Annotated in this window: 21 protein-coding genes, 2 tRNA genes and 3 rRNA genes; 9 read left to right on the top strand and 17 right to left on the bottom strand. The window is 47.4% G+C overall.

The annotated features are described in order from the left end of the window. Nucleotides 1-47: 47 nt before the first annotated feature. Both hpsE and LEPBO_RS0114765 read left to right on the top strand, forming a co-directional pair. A complete protein-coding gene (gene hpsE, locus LEPBO_RS0114770) occupies nt 48-956 on the top strand; it encodes a hormogonium polysaccharide biosynthesis glycosyltransferase HpsE (protein ID WP_017288354.1) in 909 nt (302 codons plus the stop codon). Next, nucleotides 953-2020: a glycosyltransferase family 4 protein gene (locus LEPBO_RS0114765; protein WP_017288353.1), complete on the top strand. Its 1068-nt coding sequence runs from the start codon at nt 953-955 to the stop codon at nt 2018-2020. Before hpsE ends, LEPBO_RS0114765 begins: the two co-directional genes overlap by 4 nt. Here the strand turns inward: LEPBO_RS0114765 and LEPBO_RS0114760 are convergent. The 3 genes from LEPBO_RS0114760 to LEPBO_RS0114750 all read right to left on the bottom strand — a co-directional run bounded on the left by LEPBO_RS0114760 (nt 2017) and on the right by LEPBO_RS0114750 (nt 4156). After that, the gene (locus LEPBO_RS0114760) at nt 2017-2469 is read right to left on the bottom strand and encodes a nitrate reductase associated protein (RefSeq protein ID WP_017288352.1); all 453 of its coding nucleotides are present in this window, start codon (nt 2467-2469) and stop codon (nt 2017-2019) included. The two genes, LEPBO_RS0114765 and LEPBO_RS0114760, sit on opposite strands and share 4 nt — an antisense overlap. An 11-nt stretch (nt 2470-2480) precedes the next feature. Beyond that, nucleotides 2481-2945, bottom strand: coding sequence for a phosphate-starvation-inducible PsiE family protein (locus LEPBO_RS0114755; protein WP_036044615.1), 465 nt, complete (start codon nt 2943-2945; stop codon nt 2481-2483). A 161-nt stretch (nt 2946-3106) separates the two neighbouring features. Continuing rightward, nucleotides 3107-4156 (bottom strand): ABC transporter ATP-binding protein, encoded by a 1050-nt coding sequence (locus tag LEPBO_RS0114750; protein ID WP_017288350.1) that lies wholly within the window; start codon nt 4154-4156, stop codon nt 3107-3109. Nucleotides 4157-4282: 126 nt separating this feature from the next. On the opposite strand from LEPBO_RS0114750, the gene LEPBO_RS0114745 reads away from it, so the two are divergent. Genes LEPBO_RS0114745 through LEPBO_RS0114730 form a run of 4 tightly spaced genes read left to right on the top strand, consistent with a single transcriptional unit; the run spans nt 4283 to nt 7014 of the window. Continuing rightward, complete coding sequence (locus tag LEPBO_RS0114745) at nt 4283-4672, top strand: response regulator (protein ID WP_017288349.1); 390 nt, start codon at nt 4283-4285, stop codon at nt 4670-4672. A gap of 30 nt (nt 4673-4702) precedes the next feature. Continuing rightward, entirely contained in the window at nt 4703-5707 is a 1005-nt protein-coding gene (locus LEPBO_RS0114740) for an ABC transporter permease (RefSeq protein WP_017288348.1), read from the top strand. Then, the gene (locus LEPBO_RS0114735) at nt 5700-6539 is read left to right on the top strand and encodes an ABC transporter permease (RefSeq protein WP_017288347.1); all 840 of its coding nucleotides are present in this window, start codon (nt 5700-5702) and stop codon (nt 6537-6539) included. The genes LEPBO_RS0114740 and LEPBO_RS0114735 overlap by 8 nt, the downstream gene beginning before the upstream one ends. Then, nucleotides 6502-7014, top strand: coding sequence for a tetratricopeptide repeat protein (locus LEPBO_RS0114730; RefSeq protein WP_017288346.1), 513 nt, complete (start codon nt 6502-6504; stop codon nt 7012-7014). Before LEPBO_RS0114735 ends, LEPBO_RS0114730 begins: the two co-directional genes overlap by 38 nt. Nucleotides 7015-7180: 166 nt before the next feature. On the opposite strand, the gene LEPBO_RS0114725 is transcribed toward LEPBO_RS0114730, so the two are convergent. The 4 genes from LEPBO_RS0114725 to lpdA form a co-directional block, all read right to left on the bottom strand. Then, nucleotides 7181-8140, bottom strand: coding sequence for a hypothetical protein (locus LEPBO_RS0114725; RefSeq protein WP_017288345.1), 960 nt, complete (start codon nt 8138-8140; stop codon nt 7181-7183). 39 nt (nt 8141-8179) lie between these two features. Beyond that, on the bottom strand, nt 8180-8440 hold the full coding sequence (locus LEPBO_RS0114720; RefSeq protein WP_017288344.1) for a DUF5340 domain-containing protein: 261 nt from the start codon (nt 8438-8440) through the stop codon (nt 8180-8182). A gap of 125 nt (nt 8441-8565) precedes the next feature. Beyond that, a complete protein-coding gene (gene trpC, locus LEPBO_RS0114715) occupies nt 8566-9450 on the bottom strand; it encodes an indole-3-glycerol phosphate synthase TrpC (protein WP_017288343.1) in 885 nt (294 codons plus the stop codon). A gap of 179 nt (nt 9451-9629) precedes the next feature. Continuing rightward, nucleotides 9630-11051: a dihydrolipoyl dehydrogenase gene (lpdA, locus tag LEPBO_RS0114710; RefSeq protein ID WP_017288342.1), complete on the bottom strand. Its 1422-nt coding sequence runs from the start codon at nt 11049-11051 to the stop codon at nt 9630-9632. Nucleotides 11052-11238: 187 nt separating this feature from the next. On the opposite strand from lpdA, the gene LEPBO_RS0114705 reads away from it, so the two are divergent. Continuing rightward, the gene (locus tag LEPBO_RS0114705; RefSeq protein WP_017288341.1) at nt 11239-11445 is read left to right on the top strand and encodes a hypothetical protein; all 207 of its coding nucleotides are present in this window, start codon (nt 11239-11241) and stop codon (nt 11443-11445) included. A gap of 110 nt (nt 11446-11555) precedes the next feature. On the opposite strand, the gene gyrA is transcribed toward LEPBO_RS0114705, so the two are convergent. The 8 genes from gyrA to LEPBO_RS0114665 all read right to left on the bottom strand — a co-directional run bounded on the left by gyrA (nt 11556) and on the right by LEPBO_RS0114665 (nt 21188). Then, a complete protein-coding gene (gyrA, locus tag LEPBO_RS0114700; protein ID WP_017288340.1) occupies nt 11556-14213 on the bottom strand; it encodes a DNA gyrase subunit A in 2658 nt (885 codons plus the stop codon). 152 nt (nt 14214-14365) lie between these two features. Further along, on the bottom strand, nt 14366-15277 hold the full coding sequence (gene thyD / locus LEPBO_RS0114695) for a thylakoid membrane protein ThyD (protein WP_017288339.1): 912 nt from the start codon (nt 15275-15277) through the stop codon (nt 14366-14368). Between the two features lie 57 nt (nt 15278-15334). Then, a complete protein-coding gene (locus LEPBO_RS0114690) occupies nt 15335-15979 on the bottom strand; it encodes a hypothetical protein (protein WP_017288338.1) in 645 nt (214 codons plus the stop codon). Nucleotides 15980-16108: 129 nt separating this feature from the next. Then, nucleotides 16109-16225 (bottom strand): 5S ribosomal RNA (gene rrf, locus LEPBO_RS0114685). 114 nt (nt 16226-16339) lie between these two features. Beyond that, nucleotides 16340-19224, bottom strand: a 23S ribosomal RNA gene (locus tag LEPBO_RS0114680). Between the two features lie 198 nt (nt 19225-19422). Beyond that, nucleotides 19423-19498: transfer RNA gene (locus LEPBO_RS0114675), tRNA-Ala, on the bottom strand. 14 nt (nt 19499-19512) lie between these two features. Next, nucleotides 19513-19586 (bottom strand) — tRNA-Ile (locus tag LEPBO_RS0114670). Between the two features lie 114 nt (nt 19587-19700). After that, a 16S ribosomal RNA gene (locus LEPBO_RS0114665) occupies nt 19701-21188 on the bottom strand. Together the 16S, 23S and 5S rRNA genes with 2 tRNA genes alongside form the textbook arrangement of a ribosomal RNA operon. 323 nt (nt 21189-21511) lie before the next feature. Here LEPBO_RS0114665 and LEPBO_RS0114660 point away from each other — a divergent pair. Both LEPBO_RS0114660 and nadC read left to right on the top strand, forming a co-directional pair. Continuing rightward, on the top strand, nt 21512-22369 hold the full coding sequence (locus tag LEPBO_RS0114660) for an NYN domain-containing protein (RefSeq protein WP_017288337.1): 858 nt from the start codon (nt 21512-21514) through the stop codon (nt 22367-22369). 6 nt (nt 22370-22375) lie between these two features. Next, nucleotides 22376-23233: a carboxylating nicotinate-nucleotide diphosphorylase gene (nadC, locus tag LEPBO_RS0114655; RefSeq protein WP_017288336.1), complete on the top strand. Its 858-nt coding sequence runs from the start codon at nt 22376-22378 to the stop codon at nt 23231-23233. Here the strand turns inward: nadC and LEPBO_RS0114650 are convergent. Beyond that, entirely contained in the window at nt 23223-24008 is a 786-nt protein-coding gene (locus LEPBO_RS0114650) for a C39 family peptidase (RefSeq protein WP_017288335.1), read from the bottom strand. The genes nadC and LEPBO_RS0114650 overlap by 11 nt on opposite strands. Nucleotides 24009-24154: 146 nt before the next feature. Beyond that, entirely contained in the window at nt 24155-25597 is a 1443-nt protein-coding gene (locus LEPBO_RS0114645) for a uracil-xanthine permease family protein (protein ID WP_017288334.1), read from the bottom strand. Between the last annotated feature and the right edge of the window lie 75 nt (nt 25598-25672).

Raw genomic sequence — 25672 nt, 5'->3', positions numbered from 1 at the left:
CGATCAAGCTTGTCCATACTGAGGGCAAACGATCGAGGTTAAGCAGCATGGATCTGAGTGTTGTGATCTGTACTTACAACGGTGCAGGACGAATTGGACAAGTTTTAGACGGAGTGCGATCGCAAGTTCACACAGAGTCGATTACTTGGGAAGTTCTGGTCATTGATAACAACAGTCAAGATCACACAAAACAGGTGGTCGAAGCTTATCCAAAAGTGCGATATGTGTTTGAGGCGCAGCAAGGAACGGCTTTTGCGCGATCGAGAGCGGTCAAAGAAGCACAAGGACAATGGATCGCTTTTATTGATGACGATACAGTACCCGATGAAAACTGGGTCGCGCAGGCTTACCAATTCACGCAGACACATCCAGAGATTGGTGCATTTGGGGGACAGATTCATCCAGAGTACGAAGTTGAGCCACCCAGTGGAATTGGAAAAATTGCGCCTTATTTAGCGATCGTAGAACGCGGGTCGAAGCCACATCGATACGATCGAGTTTTACCTCCTGGAGCAGGATTAGTGGTGCGGCGGCAAGTTTGGCTCGATCATATGCCCGAGAAATTGGTCTTAGTCGGACGAACAACAGCAACAATGCTGGCAAGTGAAGATATTGAAGCCATTTTGCACATTCAGAATTCAGGACATGAAATCTGGTACAACCCCGAAATGCACCTTTATCATCAGATCCCCAAATGGCGAACTGAGAAATCGTACTTATTGAAGTTAATTAAAGGCGTAGGACTGGCTCGGCATCAGATTCGCATGACTCGCTGGCAGGCTTGGCAACGTCCATTGATCACGCCGATTTATTTGCTGAATGATTTGAGAAAGCTGATGACTCATTGGGTAAAATTCGGGCGATCGCAGAATTTAGAAGTCGTTTGTGAACAGCAATTGTTACTTAGTAGTTTGGTCAGTCCATTCTATTTGAGACGCTTGAACTTAAAAGAATGAAACTCTTAATCCAACATACACATCGCCCCGATGAGATTGCAGGCGTTGTCACTTATATTGATGCAATCGTACCCGGTCTAAATGCTAACGGGGTAGAAACAAAAGTGCTGTCAACCCAGACAGAATCGATTATCTCCTGGATTTCAGAGATTTTTTGGGCAGATGTTGTGCATATGAATTCTAATCACTTAGGATTCGCATTACTCTGTAAGTTATTGGGTAAAAAAATCGTTATTAAATATCATTATTTATTCTATATTTCGACTCATTTTCATTACGAAAAAATGACTTTTTGGCAACGATTCAAGTTTGAACTGATTCAGACTTTGCCGAAGTCAAATTATCCCCTGAAATGGAAGTTGCATACTTTTGTAAAATGGGCAAGATTAGCAACTCGTTTGGGGACAGCGCTTTTAAGCGATCGACATGCTGCCTGTAGCCAGTTTTTAGCAGAATCCCATAGTTTTCCTTGGAAAGTTGAGGCGTTAAATTATCCGATCGCGTCTGCATCAGACAAGAAAACCCTGACAGATCTCGACCAGCCTTACACATTTACGTATGTCGGTCGCCTCAGTCCTGATAAAGGCGTTGATCTCTTGCTCAGAGCCACCAAGCTGATCGAAGCTGAGAATTTCAAAGTCAACATTATTGGCAGTGGTCAGGATTTAGAGCGATTGACAGAATTGGTCAAAGAGTTGCAAATTCAAGATCGGGTTGAATTCTTAGGTCGTCGCTCTGGCAAAGAAGTGTTAGAAATTGTGCGATCGTCGTTGGCATTAATTGCGCCTTCTCGCTGGCAAGAACCCGCTGGATATGTAGCTCTAGAAGCTTCGAGTGTACGGACTTGCTCGATCGTTGCAAGAGTCGGAGGTTTACCCGAGATGGCAGGAGAGTCAAATTTGCTCTTCGAGCGTGAAGATTACAAGACTTTAGCTCAGCATATGCAGACTTGTTTAGACAATCCCAGTCAAGCTTTAGAGCGAGGCGAGCTAGCGCATCAATATATTTCTGAACAATTTACTTCCGAGAAAGCCGTGCGCGAGTTGCTCGAATTGTGTCGTTAGCCCAGGTTGAATTCCTTCACCGCAGGCAAGAAGTTCGCATTTTCGTGACTTGAGCGACTCAATTTAATCAAAACAAAGCGCTGAATCGGAGCCAGTTCTGCCCATTGGGATTGAGCGATCGTAACTCCTACTTCTTTAGCCTTCTGCGTCACACTCTCAGGAATTGTATTGGCGTCATTCCACTGTGAATTCGGATCGATTGCTAAATCGGTCGCAGTTTCTCCAGTGCGCTGTTCAACGAGCTGATGCAAGAGATCGTGATAGGTGCGAATCTCAGACTCAGAACTGCATGGAGTCTCGATCGTTTGATAGCGATCGGCTTCAGTAAACTTGTTCCACTGATGTAATTTCAATTTGACTCCGCATGTATCCAACTTGAAGCGCACAATCATCGGAATGCAGCGCAGCGAATCGACAAAATCAGTTTCAAACTGAAAGAAAAGACTCATAAAATTTGCCTTTAGTGATTACTTTTCGGAGCAACATTTCGCACAATCCAATAACTAATAGATAGCGCAAAAATTGCTGTAGCCAAAGCAATGAGATCAAGCCCAGCCGTTTTCTCTAAATCGAGAATGATAATTTTTCGAGCGACTGCGATTAAGGAAGTGACAATTACTAACTCTACTTGAATCACATGTTTTTTCAGGTAGGCAGTAATGTTTTCTAAAATCTCAAACGCGATCAAAACGTTTAGAAATAGACCAAATGTTGTGAATAAGATTTTTCCTGATTCTTCGCTTGGAAAAGGCGAAGAAAGTTTAATAAACAAGAAAGTTCCTAATTGAAAGACTGCTAGAAAAATCACCAGCAGCATCATAATCGAGAGGATCTTCGAGACCCATGTCTCGACACGCCCCAGAAGTCCGAGAAAATTGTCATCTTTCATGAATTCTCGCACCGATTTCAACAGGGGATGCCGCATAAATACTTACCGTCTCTACTGTTGTGAGCATACCGAAGGCAGGGATCGGAGTAAAGAGAAGAGTAAGTTTCCGAACATGAGGGATTCTATCAGGAGCAATTGAGCAAAGTCTATAGTTGTCAAACCGTACTTTTCTCAATACCAGCAAAGTAAGGATAATTTTATAAAATGCGGCTGCCAGACGCTAGCTCGAATAAAAATATGCGATCGAGATCAAATCGCAACGGTAAGCGATCGCCGACTTTCACATCCAATTCTGGAGAAGCTTGCAGATTCAACGCTCGTCCTTCCAGCATGACTCGCAGTAGAATCTCACGTCCTAAAGGCTCAATCACGCTAACAGTACCGAAACAATAAGGATTTTCCGCATCGATCACAATATGTTCCGGGCGAATTCCCAAATCGTATTGACCTGGCACTACATTCAGTGAAGCAGGAATGGCGTGATTGCCGATGCGAAACTCTGCTCCCGTGAACGTCACAGGAATGAGATTCATCGGAGGACTTCCCAGAAAAGTTGCAACCATGCGATTGACAGGACGATCGTAAATTTGCTGCGGTGTCCCAATCTGCTGAATTCTTCCTCGATCGAGCACGACAATCTGATCGGCCAGTGTCATCGCTTCTACTTGGTCGTGCGTGACGTAAATTGTGGTAATTCCGACTTGCTGATGTAATTGTTTTAATTCGGTTCGAGTCCCATCTCGCAATTGGGCATCCAGATTTGAAAGCGGTTCATCTAAGAGAAACACTTGAGGTTGACGAGCGATCGCTCGACCGAGTGCGACTCGTTGCTGCTGTCCACCGGATAATTGTCTTGGTTTGCGATCGAGGAGATGGCTAATTTCTAAAATTCTGGCAACCGTTTCGACTCGAGCTTGAATTGTGGATGCCTCCACCTGACGCATCTTCAGCCCAAACGCAATATTTTCTGCCACGCTCATATGAGGGTAAAGCGCGTAATTTTGAAACACCATTGAGACATCTCGTTGACGTGCTGGGACTTGATTCACCAAGCGATCGCCAATATACAAATTTCCTGAAGTCGCGGTTTCCAACCCTGCGATCGTTCTTAAAATCGTCGATTTCCCACAGCCAGACGGCCCAACCAGCACCCAAAATTCACCATCGGGAATCTTAAAACTGATGTCTTCGATCGCGGCAGATTTGCTAAAGCGGCGAGTAATCCCGTCAAGCTGTACAGTTGCCATAGGAAATATCTATCTTTGATAGTAAAACTTACGTAAAGCTTGAAGTGCCCAGTCTATCTTAAGGGACATTATTTTAATACCATTGTAAATTAATGTTGTTTAGTAGACTTCAGTTTAAGGATTTTGGTGAATCAGAGTTCCAGTTTAAATTCGTTACAGGTTCTGATTGTGGAAGATGAAGCGGTAACGCGGACAGCGTTGACGGTTCTTCTAGAATATCAGGGCGGAATCGTCACGGCTGTCGGCTCCGTACAAGAGGGAATTCAAGCTATCAAATCCGGCTTAGAGCCAGAGGTGTTGGTCAGTAATATTCGTCTTCCAGATGGCAATGGAGCCAGAGTCTTAGAGGCAATTCGCAGGCAGTATGTCGATCGCCCTAGAGTCGCGATCGCATTGACGGGCGAAGAGATCGAAGCGATTCGAGTCGATCCAGAGTCAGCAGGATTTCAGGTGTATTTGTCTAAGCCATATGATTCGAGAATTTTATTGAGTACGATCGCCCGATTGATGCGGTAAAGTTGCGACTGAGCGGTTTTCTTAGAAGTTATGTCGCAATACATTCTCAAGCGGCTTTTGGGGCTAATCCCGGTGCTATGGGGGATTACGCTGGCAGTGTTTCTATTGTTGCGGTTCATTCCGGGTAATCCCGCAGTTGTCTTAGCGGGAGAACGCGCAACTCCTGAACAGATTGCAGCTTTAACGACTCAACTTGGGCTAGATCAACCCTTATTTTTGCAATATTTTACCTTTGTCGGAAATTTGTTGCAGTTGAAATTTGGCACTAGCATTTTGACTGGGATTCCAGTCTTAGACGAGATTCGGACAAGATGGGCAGCGACTTTTGAATTGTCGATCGCAGCAATGTTGATCGCGATCGTGATCGGCATTCCAGCGGGAATCATCGCAGCGGTTCAGAAAAATCGCTGGCAGGATCAATTGACGATCGCAGGATCGCTAATCGGCGTTTCCCTTCCAGTCTATTGGTTAGGATTGCTGCTGATTTATTTTTTCTCAGTCACATTGCGATGGTTGCCGCCGGCTGGCAGGATCAGCGTTGGCATTGATTTTCAACCGATAACAGGTTTTTATGTTCTCGATGCGATCTGGCAACTCAATCCAGCGGCGTTCATTGATGTAATCACGCACTTGATTCTGCCTGCATTGACATTAGGTACGATTCCACTAGCGATCGTGGCAAGAATTACTCGCAGTGCCATGCTCGAAGTGTTGAATCAAGACTACATTCGCACCGCAAAAGCCAAAGGATTACCCGATCGCATCGTGATTTGGCGACATGCGTTAAAAAATGCGCTCTTACCAATCAATACGACGATCGGGCTGCAATTTGGAACGCTATTAAGCGGCGCAATTTTGACCGAGACGATCTTCTCTTGGTCAGGAATTGGCTCGTGGATTTACGAGGGAATTTTGGCGCGAGATTATCCCGTCGTACAGGGTGGCGTTGTGTTTATTGCGATCGTATTTGTATTGATCAATCTGCTCGTAGATTTGTCTTACGCGATCGTCGATCCGAGGGTGCGGTATGAATGATTTGAGATCGGTACGGCGATTCTGGCAATCCATGTCGGGCAGAATTGGACTGGGTTTGACCGTGTTTCTCTTTGCGATCGCGCTGCTTGCTCCGATTTTGCGTCCTTATCGTCCGAGCAGAAATTTCCAAGACCGATTGCTCCCTCCAAGCCTGACGCATCTTTTTGGAACCGATGGACTGGGGCGCGACCTCCTGACTGGTGTATGGTATGGCATTCAAACCTCATTGCTGATCAGTCTCGTCTCCGTTGGAATTGGTGCTCTGATTGGTTTAACTTTGGGTATCTTGGCAGGTTATTTTCGGGGTTGGATTGATGCAGTTCTAAGCTGGATGACCGATATTTTGTTGGCATTTCCATCGATTTTGTTCGCGATCGCGATCGTAACTGTCACCGTTAATCCAAGTCTTCAGACTGTGATATTTGCGGTTGGAGTGGTGCAAATTCCGACATATATTCGGCTCACTCGCAGTGTCGTTCTGTCGTTGAGAGAGCAGGAATTCGTGCAGGCAGCGAAAGCATTAGGAGCAACAACGCCGCAGATTATTTTGCGACACATTTTGCCCGGCAGTTTAGCGCCGATGATCGTGCAAGCTTCTTTGTCGTTAGGAACCGCAACTTTAGAAGCAGCAGGACTAGGATTTTTAGGATTGGGCGCGCCACCGCCGACTCCAGAACTGGGCACGATGTTGGCGGATGCATTTCGAGATGGCTATTTACGGACTGCTCCTTGGACAACCATTTTTCCAGGGATCGCGATTACCCTCATCGTGTTAGCGTTTAATTTACTTGGAGATGGATTACGCGACGGATTTGATCCCCGATCGAGATAATTTGCAGTTTATGGAAGACATTAACGTTCTACTAGAAGCGCTCAAAGATCCCAACGAAGATGTGCGAGCAGATGCAACTCAGGCATTATGGCAGATTTGGTTTGCTCAAAAGGGTGTGACTGGACTGCAAACGCTCCAACGCGCCCAAGTGCTGCTGGAATCGGGGCAGGCACTTGAGGCAGAAACTATTTTGAGTGAATTAATTGAACATCAGCCCGATTTCGCTGAGGCGTGGAATCGCCGTGCTGTATTGTATTTCGTGCAGCAGCAATATCGAAAAGCGATCGCCGATTGCGAAAAAGCGATCGAACTCAATCCCATTCATTTTGGAGCGCTGCATGGATTGGGACTCTGTTACGCTGCGATCGGAGATTATCGAGATGCCATTGCCGCATTTCGGCAAGCTTTGGCAATTCAGCCTTACGCGATCGAGAATCAGCGCCTAATTTTGGAATGTACCGCCAAATTAAGCTAAGAACACTTTTAAATCTGTCACAAGGAGTAACTCAGATTAGAAGAAGTATGCCAATATAGAGTCGTGTGAGGAGTAAGTTACAAAATCGCAAAAGCCCTTGAAGTCGAAACACGGCCAGACGTTCAAGGGCTTTTGTTTGTCTTGATTCAGAATTTTAGATTTTTCGTCAAGCTTCTTTTGATTTGCGACTGCGGTAAGTGCGGCGGCGAACCAGAAATTCAGGAATATCAATTTTGAGATCTTGATGGAACGGATTCGATCGCGCTGTAGATTTCAAATCCGGTGGGGCAGAAGTATCGATCGTTGCTAGTAGTTCAACAATTTCAGTTGGAAGGTCTTGATCGCCTAGTAGTTGTTTGAGTGCGATCGCTTTATCCTGCAAGACCTGAAAGCGCGTTTTCCAATGTTGAACTGCCGTTTCGTACTCGCTTGCCTGTTGGGCTTGGCTAAGAATTTGTTCCTGCATTTCGGCAGCTTGACTCTCTAGTTCTGTCATTCGGCTCTGGCTTTGTTCGCGATCGGCTTCCAGTTCTTGACAGACCTGCTGCATCAGCGCTTGCGTCGTCATCTGCCGAGCAATTCGCCCTTCGAGCGTTTCAACTTGAGTTTCTAATTCCGTAATCCGAATCTGTGCAGATTGTTTCTGCTCCTCCAAATCTTGAATCTGCTGGCGGCGCAGTTGCAAATCAGCCTGCAGTACTTGAATTTGTTGCCCCAGTGCAGAAGGTTCGCCTACATCACTTTGAATTTGCGTTTTCAACGCATCCAATTCTGCCGCATCTAACAGAATTTGATAATCTCGCTCTCGTTGCTGTGCCTGTTGGACTTTGGCTTCAAGTTCTGCTTTTTGTTGGGCAAATTGCAGCTTGAGATGGTGAATTGCCTGTTGTTGAACATTGGCGATTTCTTCAGTCGAAGCCAATTGACGTTCCAGAAATCGTTGATCGACAATCTGCGATCGCAAGTCACTTAAACTTGCGATCGACTGATCCAACGCCAGTTCTAAATCCCGAATGCGACGCTGTTGAGTTTGAACTTGATCTTGAAGCTGCAATAATTCTGGCGTGACCGAACTGGGAGGAGAATCCTCTGGGATCAAACTAAGTTGCTCTGGGCACTCCGACACGGATCGCTCCTCCCAAATCCTTGCCTATTTATTATAGTTTCAGATTCTCGGTTCCTCAGGTAATTTTGCTACTTCGGGGGGATCAACACGATTCAGTGACCAACGATATTCGATCGGAATATTTTTGCGTTCTAACTCACCTTCAAAATGCTTTTGTTGGGATAAGGCTTTCCGCAGAGCAATAATTAATTGCTGCACCTGCTCTCGCTGACCCGATCCCACGGCAAACATGGTTTGACGCTCTAACAGTTGCAGCAGCAACTCATAATGAATATGCGATGGAAGAGGTATCGGTTCCATGAATTAAAGTGACGAAGGGACAATAAGAAAAGAGCGACATTCTTCTGACTCTAAACGGTTAAGCTCACAGAACTCAAGAGATCACTCTAAAGAATTAACCTGCGAGCAGTCTAGCGCCAAATCACTCAATCTTGAATTAGCTGTGCAAGAGCTTGTCCCGGATCGGGCTGTTTGACTAACGATTCCCCGATCAAAACGGCTGAAGCGCCAGCTTTCCCGACTCTCGCTAAGTCTTCAGCCGTGTAAAGCCCTGACTCGCTGACTACTGTAATGTTTCTTGCAGATAAAGTCGTCAGACGTGCTTGCAAAATGTCTTCTGTCGTTTTCAAATCGACTGAAAAGTCTTTGAGGTTGCGATTATTAATGCCAATCAGCGTAGCTCCATCAAGATTGAGAACGCGATCGAGTTCGGCTAAGGTATGCACCTCAATTAGAGCGGTCATACCGAGCGCTTTCACAATTTTGAGAAAATATTGCAAATCTTGATCTGACAGCACTGCTGCAATCAGTAAAACCGCATCTGCACCATGCAGCCTTGCCCACTGCATTTGATAGGGATAAATGATGAAATCCTTGCACAAGAGTGGGATATCAACGACTTCGCGGATTTGAGCGAGATATTGGAAGCTGCCCTGGAAAAACTTAGTGTCGGTGAGGACAGACAGACAGGATGCGCCGCCGGATTGATAGGATTTTGCGATCGCAACCGGATCGAAATCTTCACGGATAACACCTTTGCTTGGAGAAGCTTTTTTTACTTCGGCGATCACCGCAGGTTTCTTGGGGTTGTTTCTTAAAGCCGCGAGAAAGTCTTTCGGAGCGGGGGCATCTTTGAGTTTGCGTTGCAGTTCGCTGAGGGGCAGCTTTTCCCGAAGTTGATCAACTTCAGTTTCCTTATGCCAAATGATTTCTTCAAGAATGTTGGCAGGTTCGCTGTTGGGTGTTTTGATTTGATAGCGCAGTTCTTCAACAGCGATAGATGGGTTCGGGGGACGACGACGAATTTCCATAGCGTGGGTTCAGGTTAGGAAAGGATTGGATCAAATTGAGAATTTTCTGAAGAGCCTCCTAAATCCCCAATTTGAAGAACTTTGAGAAGAAAGATTTCCCGAATTTCAAGAAGTTTTCAATCAAAGTTCCCCAATGTTGAGCATCTAGGAGGCTAAAACTGACTGGAATAAAGCCACAATCAATGTGCGGCTGCCCGCTTGTACGCCTCATCCAGAATTTCTGACAACGTTGGATGGGTATGTACCAAGAATGCCAACGTGTTGACCGATTCGCGTTTTGCGATCGCATTCGCCGCTTCCTGAATCAAATCAGCCGCATGTATTCCAATAATATGCACCCCTAAAAGTTCGCCGTTATCTTTGCGAAACACGATCTTGGCAATTCCTTCAGCTTCACCCTCAGCCAACGCTTTCGCATTGCCCTTAAAGTAGGTTCTTGCCACTGCAACTTCAAATCCTTCCGCTTTCGCGAGGTCTTTTGCCTGCGGTTCAGTTAATCCGACAAAGCTGATTTCTGGATGCGTAAAGGCTGCCGCCGGAATCGATCGATAATCAATCTCTCGGGTTCGACCGCACATATTTTCGATGGCAATGATTCCTTGAGCAGAAGCCGCGTGAGCCAGCATCATTTTCCCAGTCGCATCCCCAATTGCCCATAAATGCGGCACAGGCTTGCCGTCTGACAAAACTTGCATCTTGTCATTCACCGGAATAAACCCGCGATTGAGTTCCACTCCAACTGATTCTAAGCCCATGTCATTCGCGGCAGGCACTCGCCCGGCTGCAACCAAGCAAGCATCGACTTCGAGCACATCGACGAGTTCTTTCGTTTTTGCGTCAATTAGCTCGATCGTCACTGGCGATCCAGGTGTGACTTTCGCGGCAAACACTCCAACTTTCGTTTCCACATCGCGGGGAGTAATCAAAATCCGCTGCGCTAACTTGGCAATATCTGGATCAAATCCTGGCATCAATTGATCCAGACCTTCGATCATCGTGACTTCACAACCGAGTGCCGTATAAACATCAGAGAATTCTAATCCGATGTACCCACTTCCCACGATCGCAATCCAAGGCGGCAATGATTCCAACTTAATCGCATCATCGCTGGTAAAAACAGTTTTGCCGTCCACTTGCACTCCGGGCGGTACAAATGGAATTGACCCCGGAGCTAGAATAATATTCTCCGCCGTAATCGTTTTCTCACCTTCTGGGGTGGAGACAATCAATTTTTGCGCACCTGCGACTTTGGCATGACCTTGAATCACATCGACATTCAGACGTTTCAGACTCCCAATTAAGCCTTCACGCTGTTTATTGACCAAATTCTGAGCATGTTGCGCGATCGCAGCCCGGTCAAAGGAAACATCTCCCACATCAACGCCTAATGCCTTGAGATGGTCTGTCTGCTGCAATTCTCTCACTCGTCCTGATGCGGCAAGCAGTGCTTTAGAGGGAATGCAGCCGCGATTCACACAAGTCCCGCCCATATCTGCTGCTTCCACGATCGCAGTTTTCAGACCACAATCAACGGCATGAAGCGCCGCTCCATGACCACCCACGCCCGCGCCTACAATCACTAAATCATAATCGTGAGCCACAGTCCCCTCCCGTTCTTAATGCCTATTTATTCTCAACCGTGAAGCGCCCATTCGACAATACGATTTTTCTAAAATGGCATCCCTCGATTCCGAACTGGGCATCCTGATTCAAGCGGAGCCACCGTGGAAATTGGAGTATTCCCGTTGAAGCTCAAGTTCGAGTTTCAACCCGTTTAGGAGTCAAGATATGGATCATCAACAGCGAGAATTACGTCGTGCTGCGGCTCAAGCGTTTGCAGAATCGCTCAATAAGCTGGAGCAAACAATTTGGTCGCCTGAAGATGAGCCAACCCCTGCAAGCTGCCCAATCGATTTAGAACAAGCCGTAGCAGAAATCGAGCAACTTATTCAAGCTCAAGAAGCGACTTCCGAAAAAAAGCTGCCTCCCGAGTAGAAAGACAGCTTTCTCCATTTAGGTCATGTAGCAGCTTGGCGCTTTCAACTTTTGAAGATCGCGCCCCTTACTCAGAAAGACAGCAATGTATCGGGAGTTCTTCCCGAATCTTACTCTTCTACTTCGGTTGCAATTTCGGTTGTGATTTCGGTTGCGATTTCCTCGGCTGCGATTTCAGCTTCAATCTCATCCTCAATCATTCCCCCTTCTTCAGAGGTAGCAGGCACTAGAGCAACGGCTGCGATCGCATCATCTTCATCCAATCGCTGTACACGTACCCCTGTCGCTGCCCGCGACTGAGATGAAATCGCATCCACAGATTGCCGAATGATAATGCCGCGATTTGTGATCAGCATCATTTCATCGCCTTCGTTCACAATATGCAGGGCAGATAAGGTATCTCCAGGCTTACGGAATTTCGTTGCCACAATTCCCATGCCTGCTCGATTTTGCAGTCGGAACTGTTTCACGGGAACCCGCTTACCATAGCCTCCTGTTGTAATCACAAGTGCCCAAGGCCCGGATTGAGGCGGCAATTCTGCATTCTCATCGACTCCCGTTTCTTCATCCTCATCGGCAGCCCCTTCCGCCTGAGCTTGTGCGACATCTGCCACAATCTGCCCTGGCAAGATTGCCATACCGACTAGGCTGTCACCATTTCTGAGCGACATTGCCCGAACGCCACGGGTCGCCCGACCCAAAGGACGGAGCTGCTCATGGTTGACTCGGAAGTGAATCGATCGACCTAGACTCGATCCAATGATGATACTGTCATCGACTCGCGACAGCCGCACCCATCGCAGTTGATCGCCTTCTTCCAAAGAAATCGCAATCAACCCATTCGTCCGAATGTTGCTAAACGCTGAAAGGGCAGTTTTCTTGATGTAACCTTTGTTGGTCAACATCACCAGATACTCGTCGTCTGAAAACTCTGAGACCGAAATGACAGAGGTAATTTTCTCTTCGTGTGGAACGGTGAGCAGTTGAACGATCGGAGTCCCACGCGAAGTTCTCGACCCAAGGGGAATTTGATAGGCTTTCAGCGCGTATACAACTCCACGATCGCTAAAGAACAACACACTATCGTGGTCACAACAGCTAATGAAGTGTTCAACCGCATCGTCTTCCTTCATCTTCGCCCCGGATTTCCCGCGGGTTGCCCGGCTCTGTGCTTCAAAAGTACTGATCGGCATCCGCTTAATGTAGCCTTGCTCGGTGACGAGAACGATCGATTTCTCGTTCGCGATGAGATCAATATCTCCCAACTCATCTTCTGATTGCTCGATCACCGTTCGCCGTGGCGTTGCATGGGTTGCTTTAAGCTGCGTTACCTCAGTCGTAATGATTTCTAAAATCCGCTCGCGTCTTGCCAAGATATCTAACAAGTCTCGAATTTGAGCTTGCAAGTCTTCATGTTCTTGCTCGATCTTTTCCGCTTCTAACGCAGTCAAGCGTCGCAATTGCATTTGCAGAATGGCATCCGCTTGCGATTCAGAGAGCGAATACGTCTCAATCAATTGCTGCTTCGCAGTAGCAGTATCCGCTGCACTCCGAATCAGAGCAATAATGCCATCCAGATTCGACAAGGCAATTAACAACCCTTGCAAGAGATGATCGCGTTCTTCTGCCTTGCGAAGTTGATACTGAGTCCGACGAGTAATCGCCTCAACCCGGAACTCTAAGAACACCGTCAAAAACTGCTTCAAGGTCAACAGCTGTGGCTCGCCGTTAACGAGCGCCAGCATATTTGCCCCAAAATTGGCTTGAATCGGAGTCTGCTTATAAAGATTGTTCAGGACAACACGCGGATAAGCGTCTCGCCGCAGTTCAATCACAATCCGCATCCCATCGCGATCGCTCTCGTCGCGTACATCAGAAATGCCTTCAATCTTGCGATCGTTGACCAATTCTGCAATTCGCTCAATCAGCGCTGCTTTATTGGTTTGATACGGCAATGCGGTAATGATGATTGCGTCTTTATCGGGTCGTCCCCGTTGCTCGATTGTTTCGATCGCAGCAACACCGCGCATTGTGATTGATCCACGTCCCGTCGTATAAGCTTCACGAATTCCAGTGCGTCCTAAAATCTGCGCTCCCGTCGGAAAATCAGGCCCTGGAATGTACTGCATCAAATCCAAATCCGTCAAATCTGGATTCTCAATCAATGCCACCAACCCATCAATCAATTCCCCTAAATTATGAGGCGGAATGTTGGTTGCCATCCCAACAGCAATCCCGGCTGAACCATTCAAAAGCAGTTGCGGGATTCGTGAAGGGAGAACCGTTGGCTCTTGAACGGAACCATCAAAGTTATCTGCAAAGTCAACCGTTTCCGATTCGATATCTTGCAGCAGCGAATAGGCTGTCAAAGAGGTCAAACGACATTCGGTATATCGCATTGCCGCAGGTGGATCGTTATCGATCGAACCAAAGTTGCCATGCCCATCGATCAGAGGCGATCGCATCGAAAAGTCCTGCGCCATCCGCACTAACGCATCGTAAACCGCTGTATCACCGTGCGGATGATATTTACCCAACACTTCCCCGACGACACGGGCGCATTTTCTGAACGGTCGATCGTGGGTCAGCCCCAATTCGTGCATTGCGTAGAGAATGCGACGATGCACAGGTTTCAGCCCATCTCGTGCATCGGGTAGCGCTCGCCCCACAATCACGCTCATCGCGTATTCCAGGTAAGACCGCTGCATTTCGTTGCGTAAATCGGTTGGAATAATCCGATCTTGAGGCGGTTCCTGGGAGAATGTCATACGGAGACTCCGAAATACTTTTGTACTACTTTATGAGCGAAAAAAGATGCCTAGAAAGTATACCTGCTTCGCCTCATATTGGGACAATTTTAGCACAAATTCATAAATGGGATCAGGGCTGAAATTCCCATGAAATCTAGGGTTTCCGCAGTTTATTTTAATATCGCTTCTAATGCCTGTTTTACCGTTGGATAAGCATACTCGAAGCCGGATTCTAGAGTACGCTTCGGCAAGACTTGCTGTCCTTCAAGAACCACGATCGCGCCATCCCCCAACATTGCTTCGAGTGCAAATCCCGGCACAGGCAACCAAGACGGACGATTCATCACCTGCCCTAATGTGTTTGTCAACTCCGCCATTTTCACAGGATTCGGAGCCGTTGCATTGTAAACGCCTTCCATATCTGAGGTGAGTGCCCGAATCATCAAGCTCACCAAATCCTCCCGATGAATCCAAGAGAACCATTGTTTTCCTGAGCCAATTGGTCCACCTGCAAACATTTTGAACGGAGCCAACATTTTTCCAAGTGCCCCGCCATTTTCTAAAACAATCCCAATTCGGAGAACGACGAGTCTTGTTCCGCTCTCTTTCACTTTGTTTGCTTCTGCTTCCCAAGCTCGACAAACTTCGGCTAAGAAATCCTGTCCTGATGCACTATTTTCATCAAAGCTAGCTGTTTCGCTCGTGCCATAGAAACCGATCGCTGAAGCATTTACAAGCACTGAAGGTTTTGGATTAGCTTGTGCGATCGCATTCACCACATTCTGCGTAGTCAAAGTTCGACTTTCGAGCAATGTTTTTTTCAATTCAGGAGTCCAACGATTTTCAGCGATCGGCTCTCCCGCCAAATTCACAACGCCATCGCATCCTGAAATTTTCTCTTGCCATTCCCCCGCTTCTTTCGGACTATAAGCCACAATTTCCAGATTTTCAGATTTTGGCAACACTCGTTCAGCACTACTTACATTCCGAGTAAATGCCACCACTTGATGGTTCTCCGCCAACAATCTTTCCACCAACCGACTTCCAACAAATCCGGTTGATCCTGTCACTGCAACTTTCATAGCTATTCAAGGCGAAACGTCCATCTGCCAGTATATCGGAGGGACAGCGATCGTACTTTAAGTCTTACTCAATCTACCTCCAGCAGCTTCAACTAGAGCCTTAACAACTGGTCTTGGTCTTCTGAAGCCACCTCGGCGAGAAGATGGATGGTAAATCCAAGAAGCTAGTGATTGATGAATCTGAACAGTTGGATGAGAAGGCTTGTAGATTCTCAAGGCGACATCATCGCAGATTGTCAAAGATGTAGCATCTGAGAAATTTTTTGATGCTCGATCGTAAACTCCTTTACTGACAAACAAAATGCACTGAGGTTTCAACTCATTCACCACGTCTTGAAAGAGAGGTTTTGCCTTTTGCCACATTTCCTCATCAGGACTAACTCCAGGACAAGGAAGCCAGTCTTGAATGTATTCCTGATATGCAACAGAGTGCCAGAATGCTTTCGGTGAAACGTCATCCATGAAAGTACGGCGAATGTATTTGAAAAAACGATGTTTTTGGCAGCCATCGATCGCATCTTCAATCAATCGATGAGTAAAAGTATTGTGAGGCAGCTCTCGATCTTGATTATCTGTGTAGTTCGACTCTCCAACAACCAAGATCGAAATTCCAAATAAACTGTCGCTCCCGTACTGACTACCTATCCAAGGCTCAAATAAAAGCTTCTCCTTTGTAATAGATTGCATCAGTTGATTATTCATAGAAAATATTTGTCAAGTTTAGTATTGGCAAACGTTCCCAAATCAGAAGCACCGTGAAACACACAAGAGAATTTATAAACTAAAAAAGCGTTCTAAGACTTCTCTTAGAACGCTTTCCGTTGAATGATACCCTGGCGGTTAGCTATTTTGACAGGAGGCTACCCTCCAACTATCGTCGCCGCAAATGCGTTTCACCACTCAGTTCGGGATGGATGAGTGTGGGTCCACATCGCCATCACCACCAGGAAACTCGTTGAGTCTGGCTCAAATTCACCAGAACCCAGAAGGCTGCATAGTTTTTGATGTCAGTTTTGAATGTAGAAATCTCAAACACCAAGGCTTAGATTCAATCTGATTCAAGAGGTCAAGCCCTCGGTCTATTAGTACTCCTCGGCTGCATACATTACTGCACTTCCACCTAGAGCCTATCAACGCGTGTTCTCCGCGTGACCTTACTGGTTTAACACCATGAGAGTACTCATCTTGAGGTGGGCTTCCCACTTAGATGCTTTCAGCGGTTATCCACTCCGCACTTGGCTACCCAGCGTTTACCGTTGGCACGATAACTGGTACACCAGCGGTGCGTTCTTCCCGGTCCTCTCGTACTAAGGAAGACTCCTCTCAATACTCTTGCGCCTGCACCGGATATGGACCGAACTGTCTCACGACGTTCTGAACCCAGCTCACGTACCGCTTTAATGGGCGAACAGCCCAACCCTTGGGACGTACTACCGCCCCAGGTTGCGATGAGCCGACATCGAGGTGCCAAACCTCCCCGTCGATGTGAACTCTTGGGGGAGATCAGCCTGTTATCCCTAGAGTAACTTTTATCCGTTTAGCGACGGCCTTTCCACGCAGCGCCGTCGGATCACTAAAGCCGACTTTCGTCCCTGCTCGACATGTTCGTCTCACAGTCAAGCTCTCTTGTGCTTTTACACTCTACGGCTGATTTCCAACCAGCCTGAGAGAACCTTTGCGCGCCTCCGTTACCATTTAGGAGGCGACCGCCCCAGTCAAACTGCCCACCTGAAACTGTTCCCTCCCCGGATTACGGGCGAAGGTTAGAATTCTAGCCTTAACAGAGTGGTATCTCACCGTTGGCTCCTCAATCCCCACAAGGATTGAATCATAGCCTCCCACCTATCCTGCGCAGTTAAAGCCCGAACCCAATTCCAGGCTACAGTAAAGCTTCATAGGGTCTTTCTGTCCAGGTGCAGGTAGTCCGTATCTTCACAGACAATCCTATTTCGCCGAGCCTCTCTCCGAGACAGCGCCCAAATCGTTACGCCTTTCGTGCGGGTCGGAACTTACCCGACAAGGAATTTCGCTACCTTAGGACCGTTATAGTTACGGCCGCCGTTCACCGGGGCTTCAGTCGCTAGCTTCAGGACGAATCCCTGACCAACTTCTTTAACCTTCCGGCACTGGGCAGGCGTCAGCCCCCATACATCGTTTTGCAACTTAGCGGAGACCTGTGTTTTTGGTAAACAGTCGCTTGGGCCTCTTCACTGCGACCACCTCTCGGTGGCACCCCTTCTCCCGAAGTTACGGGGTCATTTTGCCGAGTTCCTTAGAGAGAGTTATCTCGCGCCCTTTAGTTTTCTCAACCATCCTACCTGTGTCGGTTTCGGGTACGGGTAATTTGAATTATCGTGATCCGGGATTTTCTTGGAAGCCTGACATCACACACTTCGAGTCCGTAGACTCTCGTACTCACACCTCAGCTCAAGTCGTTTCCGCCGACTCTCATCACCTCGAATGCTTGAACCCCTAACCAACATGGGGCTGTGTTAGCCTTCTCCGTCCCCCGTCACAATCCAAATTGAGTACTGGAATCTTCACCAGTTGTCCATCGACTACGTCTTTCGACCTCGCCTTAGGCCCCGACTCACCCTCCGCGGACGAGCCTTCCGGAGGAACCCTTAGGATTTCAGGGCATTGGATTCTCACCAATGTTTGCGCTACTCAAGCCGACATTCTCACTTCTGCTTCGTCCACACCTGCTTGCCGCTGATGCTTCTCACTACAACAGAACGCTCCCCTACCACTCACATAAATGCAAGTCCATAGCTTCGGTAAACACCTTAGCCCCGTTCATTTTCGGCGCAGGAACGCTTGACCAGTGAGCTATTACGCACTCTTTTAAGGATGGCTGCTTCTAGGCAAACCTCCTGGTTGTCTCTGCATTCCCACCTCCTTTATCACTGAGGTGTTATTTTGGGACCTTAGCTGATGGTCTGGGCTGTTTCCCTCTTGACGATGAAGCTTATCCCCCACCGTCTCACTGGCAATCTATTCATCTGGTATTCAGAGTTTGACTCGATTTGGTACCGGTCTCCCAGCCCGCACCGAATCAGTGCTTTACCCCCAGACTTAAACAATTACCGCTGCGCCTCAACACATTTCGGGGAGAACCAGCTAGCTCCCGGTTCGATTGGCATTTCACCCCTAACCACACCTCATCCGCTGATTTTTCAACATCAGTCGGTTCGGACCTCCACTTGGTGTTACCCAAGCTTCATCCTGGACATGGTTAGATCACCGGGGTTCGGGTCTATAAATACAGATATCGCGCCCTATTCAGACTCGGTTTCCCTTTGACTTCGGCATCTCCGCCTTAATCTACCTGTACCTATAAGTCGCCGGCTCATTCTTCAACAGGCACACGGTCAGACGTTCAATCGTCCTCCCATTGCTTGTAAGCAGATGGTTTCATGTTCTATTTCACTCCCCTCCCGGGGTTCTTTTCACCGTTCCCTCGCGGTACTAGTTCTCTATCGGTCACACAGGAGTATTTAGCCTTTCGAGGTGGTCCTCGATGATTCACACGGAATTTCACGTGCTCCATGCTACTCGGGATACAGCTAGCTCAGTTAAGTTTTCAACTACAGGACTTTCACCTTCTCTGGTGTAGCTTCTCACTACTTCGTTTAACCGCTCTGATACACGTTGCTGTCCCACAACCCCAGACTGATAAATCACCTGGTTTAGGCTGTTTCCAGTTCGCTCGCCGCTACTACGGAAATCGCGTTTGCTTTCTCTTCCTCCAGCTACTAAGATGTTTCAATTCGCTGGGTTAGCTTGCTCTACCCTATGGATTCAGGTAGTCATGTTAAAGGTTGCCCTATTCGGAAATCTTCGGATCAATGCTTACTTCCAGCTCCCCGAAGCATATCGTCGGTCGTCACGTCCTTCATCGCCTCTGTGTGCCTAGGTATCCACCATCTGCCCTTTGTAGCTTGACCACTAATTATTTCAATCAGTTTTAGTCCTTTACATTGGTGTCTGTGTATCTCTACCTGACATCATTACTATGCAGTTTTCTTGGTTCTTGTACTGGACATAATCCAGCAGGCTCTCTACATCTCGCAGATGAGTTGCTGTCGCATATCCTCAATCGCTCAATTCAACAAAAATTCAACAGAGTGATTCAATCAATCGGTTGGTGGAGGTTAGCGGACTCGAACCGCTGACATCCTGCTTGCAAAGCAGGCGCTCTACCAACTGAGCTAAACCCCCTTGTCTTAATGGAGTGGGCCATCCTGGACTCGAACCAGGGACCTCACCCTTATCAGGGGTGCGCTCTAACCACCTGAGCTAATAGCCCCCATCCCTGAACCGGGATAGTTTAGAAGCACATCGAAATTTATGGAAAGCTTCGAACGACCTAGTTGACCTTTCTCATCCTAGCTTTAGCTAAGTGAGAGGGTAGGTCTCCTTTTAAGGAGGTGATCCAGCCACACCTTCCGGTACGGCTACCTTGTTACGACTTCACCCCAGTCATCAGCCCCACCTTCGGCGTCCTCCTCTGCAAGCAGTTAGAGTAACGACTTCGGGCGTGACCAACTCCCATGGTGTGACGGGCGGTGTGTACAAGGCCCGGGAACGTATTCACCGCAGTATGCTGACCTGCGATTACTAGCGATTCCGCCTTCATGCAGGCGAGTTGCAGCCTGCAATCTGAACTGAGCGCCGGTTTATGAGATTGGCTCACCATCGCTGGCTGGCTGCTCTTTGTCCGACGCATTGTAGTACGTGTGTAGCCCAAGGCGTATGGGGCATGCTGACTTGACGTCATCCACACCTTCCTCCGGTTTGTCACCGGCAGTCTCTCTAGAGTGCCCAACTGAATGCTGGCAACTAAAAACGTGGGTTGCGCTCGTTGCGGGACTTAACCCAACATCTCACGACACGAGCTGACGACAGCCATGCACCACCTGTCTCTCGGCTCCCGAAGGCACCCCTAACTTTCATCAGGGTTCCGAGGATGTCAAGCCTTGGTAAGGTTCTTCGCGTTGCATCGAATTAAACCACATACTCCACCGCTTGTGCGGGCCCCCGTCAATTCCTTTGAGTTTCACACTTGCGTGCGTACTCCCCAGGCGGACAACTTAACGCGTTGGCTACGGCACGGCTCGGGTCGATACGAACCACGCCTAGTTGTCATCGTTTACGGCTAGGACTACAGGGGTATCTAATCCCTTTCGCTCCCCTAGCTTTCGTCCCTCAGTGTCAGTGCAGACCCAGTAACACGCTTTCGCCGCTGGTGTTCTTCCCAATATCTACGCATTTCACCGCTACACTGGGAATTCCTGTTACCCCTATCGCACTCTAGTTCATCAGTTTCCACTGCCCTTATGCGGTTAAGCCGCACGCTTTGACAGCAGACTTGATAAACCACCTACGGACGCTTTACGCCCAATAATTCCGGATAACGCTTGCATCCTCCGTATTACCGCGGCTGCTGGCACGGAGTTAGCCGATGCTGATTCATCAGGTACCGTCATCGATTCTTCCCTGATAAAAGAGGTTTACAACCCAAAAGCCGTCCTCCCTCACGCGGTATTGCTCCGTCAGGCTTTCGCCCATTGCGGAAAATTCCCCACTGCTGCCTCCCGTAGGAGTCTGGACCGTGTCTCAGTTCCAGTGTGCCTGGTCATCCTCTCAGACCAAGTACAGATCGTCGCCTTGGTGTGCCGTTACCACTCCAACTAGCTAATCTGACGCGAGCCAATCTCTAGACAATAAATCTTTCACCCTAAGGCACATTCGGTATTAGCAGTCGTTTCCAACTGTTGTCCCCAATCTAAAGGCATGTTCTCACGCGTTACTCACCCGTCCGCCACTATCTCCGAAGAGACCGTTCGACTTGCATGTGTTAAGCATACCGCCAGCGTTCATCCTGAGCCAGGATCAAACTCTCCATAGTAAATAGAGTAAGCTTGTAGCTCAATTCAGTAATTTATCCGGTTACCTTTCCGGTTCCTAACTCGTTAGGAACATTTTCTTGACGAAGGCTTTCCTTTCTCTGGCTTCTAAACTATTCTGTTTTATAGGTTCAGTTTCTCGCAGATGAAGCTGAGTCCGCTTTCGCTCGCTCTTCCCTCACCCGCGCTTTGATAATATAGCGCCATTAATCAGAAGGTGTCAACTCCTTTTTTTGAGTTTCGTCTAGTTCGTTCTCAAATCACCTCGGTAAAAGCTTTTGAGCGACATCAATTCTTGAAATCCACGCTGTTTAGGACTGGGTGAATGGGAATTCTCATCTTAAGCACTGTGGAGAGAACATTTGTGGGTGAGAGAAAACTTAGAGACGATCGCTTAGCCGTTTTAATTGATGCTGATAACGCAACGGCAAGTTTAATCGAGCCTTTGATGGAAGAAATTGCTAAATACGGCACTGCAAATGTCAAAAGAATTTATGGCGACTGGACAAAGCCAAATCTTGGAGGTTGGAAAGAAAAGCTGCACATATACGCAATCCAACCGATTCAACAGTACAGCTACACGTCGGGAAAGAATGCAACGGACAGCGCACTAATTATTGATGCGATGGATTTGCTGTATACAGGCCATTTTGATGGTTTCTGTTTGGTGTCAAGCGACAGTGACTTTACAAGATTGGCTTGCAGGTTGAGGGAATCAGGATTGTTTGTCTATGGGTTTGGACGGAAACAAACTCCAATACCATTTCAGAAAGCCTGTGATAAGTTCACTTACACCGAGATTTTAGTAGGGCATGAAGTTTCGGAAGCGATCGCTGAATCCAAAAATGGGCAGGTTCAATCAAGCAAAAATGAACATTTCAAGAAGGCTGCGGACTTAGAGAAAGAAAATCCTTCTTCGCGCACTGCTAAACTTCAACAAGATAAAAAGTTAATCAATCTATTGCAACGTGCTTATGAGGCGGCAGCAGGAGAAGATGGATTAGCAAATTTGGGAGCCTTTGGATCACAAATCAATAAGATCTCTCCCTCTTTTGACTCTAGAAACTATGAATATAGCAAGTTGGGTGCATTGATCAGGGATGTAGGATTATTTGAAATTCAGGAAGTGCCGAGTGAGCATAATCCTGTTGTTAAAGTGGTATACGTCAAGCTGAAAGGTTAAAACACTTTGAACAGAACTGCTACTCTGCCATCACAATTCATCTTAGATAAGCTGCTTCAAGAATGGCTTCTTGAAGATATTGGGCGGGGCGATCGCACAACTCAATCTCTCATCTCTGGAACTCGTCAAGCGGTTTGGATCGCCAAAGAGAATGGAGTGATTGCTGGATTGCCGATCGCTGAACGGGTTTTTCAACTTCTTAACGCCTCTACTGTATTCACTCCAATCGTTCAAGAGGGGGAGGCCGTTCAGAAAGGGCAAACAATCGCTGAAATTCAAGGTGCTTATGATGCGCTTCTGACTGGAGAAAGGGTTGCACTCAATTTGGCGATGCGGTTGAGTGGAATTGCAACTTTGACTCGTCGATATGTCGAGAAGATTGAAGATTTACCAACTCGATTAACGGATACACGCAAGACGACTCCGGGATTGCGGGTGTTGGAGAAGTATGCGACACGAGTGGGGGGAGCGGTCAATCATCGAATGGGATTAGATGATGCAGCGATGATCAAAGACAATCATATTGTTGCAGCCGGAGGAATTGGAGCGGCGATCGCGCAAGTTCGCGCCAATATTCCTTATCCTTTGACAATCGAGGTCGAAACTGAAACTTTGGACATGGTTGAACAGGCACTGGAGCATGGAGCAGACATTATCATGCTGGACAATATGCCTCTGGAAATGATGCGTCAAGCCGTAGAGATGATTCGCCGGAAGAATGACCGAATTCGGGTTGAGGCTTCTGGGAATGTGACTCTCGAAACGTTGAGATCGATCGCGGAAACCGGAGTAGATTTCATTTCGAGTAGCGCTCCGATTACGCGATCGACTTGGTTGGATCTGAGTATGCGGTTTAAGGCTTAGAAATGAAATGAACCCAGAAATGACCATCTGGAATGCAGAGCCGCTCGATCATAGTGTAGGAGTAATGGATATATTCGCCTTTGCGATTGTTTCTGCCAGGCTCATTTAGATCGTAGCCCCACCAGAACCATTCTCCATAGGGATCGTGGACAAAAAAGCCGCGCTCGTCGTAGCCTGCAACCGCAACAATGTGACCGAAATCGGTGAAATAGCCGTGGATAACAATCGGGTTGCCATCAGCGAGCCAAGCGCGGACTTGTTCGATCGTGGCATTAGTTCTGAAATCGTCACGGAAGCCGTAGTCCTGAACAATTTTGGCAAGATCGTAGGGGCTATGGCGGCTGTAGCCTTTCTGAATGGCGTAGTTATAGAGTTCGTCTTCAAATTGAACATCAGAGCGTCGGGGAGTTGCACCGAGATAGCGGAGACACATTGCGATCGAAGTGACATTGCACGCGCCATCAGGATTGAGAACATTGTCGCGCTGAGATTTATAAGGAATATTGAGCTTGATTGTGGCTGGAAGAGTACGGGGATAGACTTGTGACTCGCGGAAAATTTTGACGTGTTTCCCGAAGGCGTACCAAACATTTGTGTCTTTAATCGTTTCTTCGCTGAGAAAACAGCGAACGTGGTCTCGTTCGATCGTATAAGAATCAATCTTAAATACCCTGCCTGCTTGAACTGCGTGTTTTTGCTCTTCAGGCAGTTCAGCTGACTGAATCGGTTTTCTCTTTAGAACTGTATTGGTGTCAATTTTGAGGGTCAGTGACATCAGGCTTGCCCCTTAAGTGGTAAGTGAACACATATCAATTGCTTCTATAGCGTTCCCGATTTTTCGGATGAGCAACTTCGCAATTTTGCAGGGGCAAGCCTTGGAAAAACCAATGGATTCTGATGTTCGCGATGAATTCGGCTCAATTATTCAACTTCCGCAAGTCTTTCAGCTTTGCTAGAAGTTGAGGAGGGGAGTTCACGCGGGAGCAACGCGCTGAGAAGGATTGCTGTCAAGCCTCCGGTCGAAATAGCAGAGCCGAACAAGTTGCTAAACAAAGGAGGTTTATTCGCAAAGATTTGCGGCATGAAGACAACGCCTAGTCCTAGCCCTAAAGAAACTGCAACAATAATCATTGAGCGTCGATCAAGTTCTACCGAAGTCACAATATTCAATCCTGCAACTGCGATCGAGCCAAACATCACTAAAGTCGCACCCCCTAAAACAGGTTGAGGAATTGCTTGGAATACACCTCCTACAATCGGCACTAATCCAAGAAGCGAGAAAATTGCGGCAACATAAAAGCCAACATAGCGGCTGCCAACGCCAGTCATTTGGATTACGCCATTGTTTTGGCTGAAGGTTGTGTTGGGGAACGTGTTGAGCACCGCAGCGATTAGAGAGTTGACTCCATCTCCCAAAACACCACCTTTGATGCGACGAATGTAGAGCGATCCTTTCACGGGTTCCCCTGAAACTGCAGAAGTCGCAGTCAAGTCGCCGACTGTTTCGATAGCAGTGAGGACATAGAGCAAAATAAACGGCAAAAAAGCTCCCCAATCGAAGCTCATTCCATATCGAAAAGGAATCGGCAGGCTAAAGAGTGGAAGCGCACTAAGCCCGCTGAAATTCACAATTCCCATAAATAGCGAAGCGATATAGCCGACAGCTAGTCCGATTGCGATCGCACCCATTCGTAAGAAGCGATTTTTAGACAGGGTAAGCAGCACTACAATCAACAATACAGTGCCGCCTAAAGCGAGATTCTGCCAACTGCCAAATGAACCGTCATTTTTAGCCAGTGCTGCGGCTCCTCCTGCCAAACTGGTTACTCCAGTCTTGATTAAACCTAACCCAATGATCATGACAACCGTTCCAGATACGACGGGGGTAATGATCTTGTTCATTAGGTGCAAAAATCGGCTCAGAATGATTTCGACAAAAGAGCCAAAGAAGCAAACTCCAAAAATTAGAGCGAGTGCCTGTTCTGGGGTTTTTCCACCTTGTAATGCGATCGACCCTACTCCTAAAATGGGTCCAAGGAATGCAAAACTCGTTCCCTGCAAGCTCAAGAGTCCTGAACCAACTGGTCCTATCTTCTTGCACTGAATGAAGGTACAAAGCCCGGAAGCAAACAGCGACATGCTAATGAGATAGCTAGTATTTGCAGCATCTAATCCTAAGCTACTGCAAATGATGATTGGGGGGGTGATAATCCCAACAAAAGCAGCAAGAACATGCTGAAACGCGACAAAGATTGCTTCCACAACGGGAGGCCTATCCGTCAGACCGTAAAGTAATTGCGATCGATTAACTAACTCTTCTTCTGGAACATCCAAAGCGGCGAGTTCTGCATTTGCCTCTGTCATAAGATGATTTGTCAGGGTGATGAAGATTACATACTGTATACAACCAGATAAAAATCCAAGAAATTGTTAGTAGCA

Origin of the sequence: Leptolyngbya boryana PCC 6306, from assembly GCF_000353285.1 — a bacterium.
GTDB classification, from domain to species: domain Bacteria; phylum Cyanobacteriota; class Cyanobacteriia; order Leptolyngbyales; family Leptolyngbyaceae; genus Leptolyngbya; species Leptolyngbya boryana.
This window is presented reverse-complemented; position numbering and strand designations above follow the sequence as displayed.